This window comes from Pelagicoccus sp. SDUM812003 (assembly GCF_031127815.1).
Lineage (GTDB): Bacteria > Verrucomicrobiota > Verrucomicrobiia > Opitutales > Opitutaceae > Pelagicoccus.
The window spans coordinates 1-587 of sequence record NZ_JARXHY010000071.1; the positions used below are offsets into that span (position 1 = coordinate 1).

Sequence of the window (587 nt, forward strand, 5' to 3'; positions counted from 1 at the left end):
ATAAACACAAATCAAAAACTGAAGACAGCCAACCAGTCAGCCCATACAACTCCAGCCAGCGCTCCGCGCTGACTTCCGCGTATGGCTTTCACGTTAGGTAGAATAAAATGGGATACCAACTCCACATAGAACGCCCCGACGAAGTAGAAATCTCTGATTCTGAATGGGAATCTGCCGTATCCGAAATTCCGACACTGAGATTTGCGCAGTCGAATGTAACGGGTACTCCACCTACTGGAGGCCTCACGATAACCATAAAGTCTGAGGATATCGATGTTGAGGTCCTCTTCGAAACTGGAGGCTTTCTTGGACTATTCAAAAAGAAAGAATGGATCTATGCATTTAGTTTCTCAGAAGGTACCGCATCATTCTCACCACCAAGAGATATCGATGACCAAACAGATCCAGTCATGAAAGCGGCCAGATTACTCTGCAAAAAGCTGGATGCGAAGATTCGAGGAGATGATGGAGAAGAGTATGAATAGAAGAATACCTAACCAGTAGGAATGAGAAGGCACAGAGACGAGTCGCCATGAGGCGACCCGTCAATATAGTGCCTTTATGAATACAGCTACTACAACTCACAC

1 protein-coding gene is annotated in these 587 nt (G+C 45.7%); it reads left to right on the forward strand.

Features of this window, described 5'->3' with window-relative positions:
• Window positions 1–107: 107 nt before the first annotated feature.
• Window positions 108–485 (forward strand): hypothetical protein, encoded by a 378-nt coding sequence (locus QEH54_RS22830; protein ID WP_309021045.1) that lies wholly within the window; start codon window positions 108–110, stop codon window positions 483–485.
• Window positions 486–587 lie beyond the last annotated feature (102 nt).

Coding starts and splice junctions, on each gene's coding strand:
- QEH54_RS22830 (WP_309021045.1), top strand. CDS start 108: ATGGGATACCAACTCCACATAGAACGCCCCGACGAAGTAGAAATCTCT.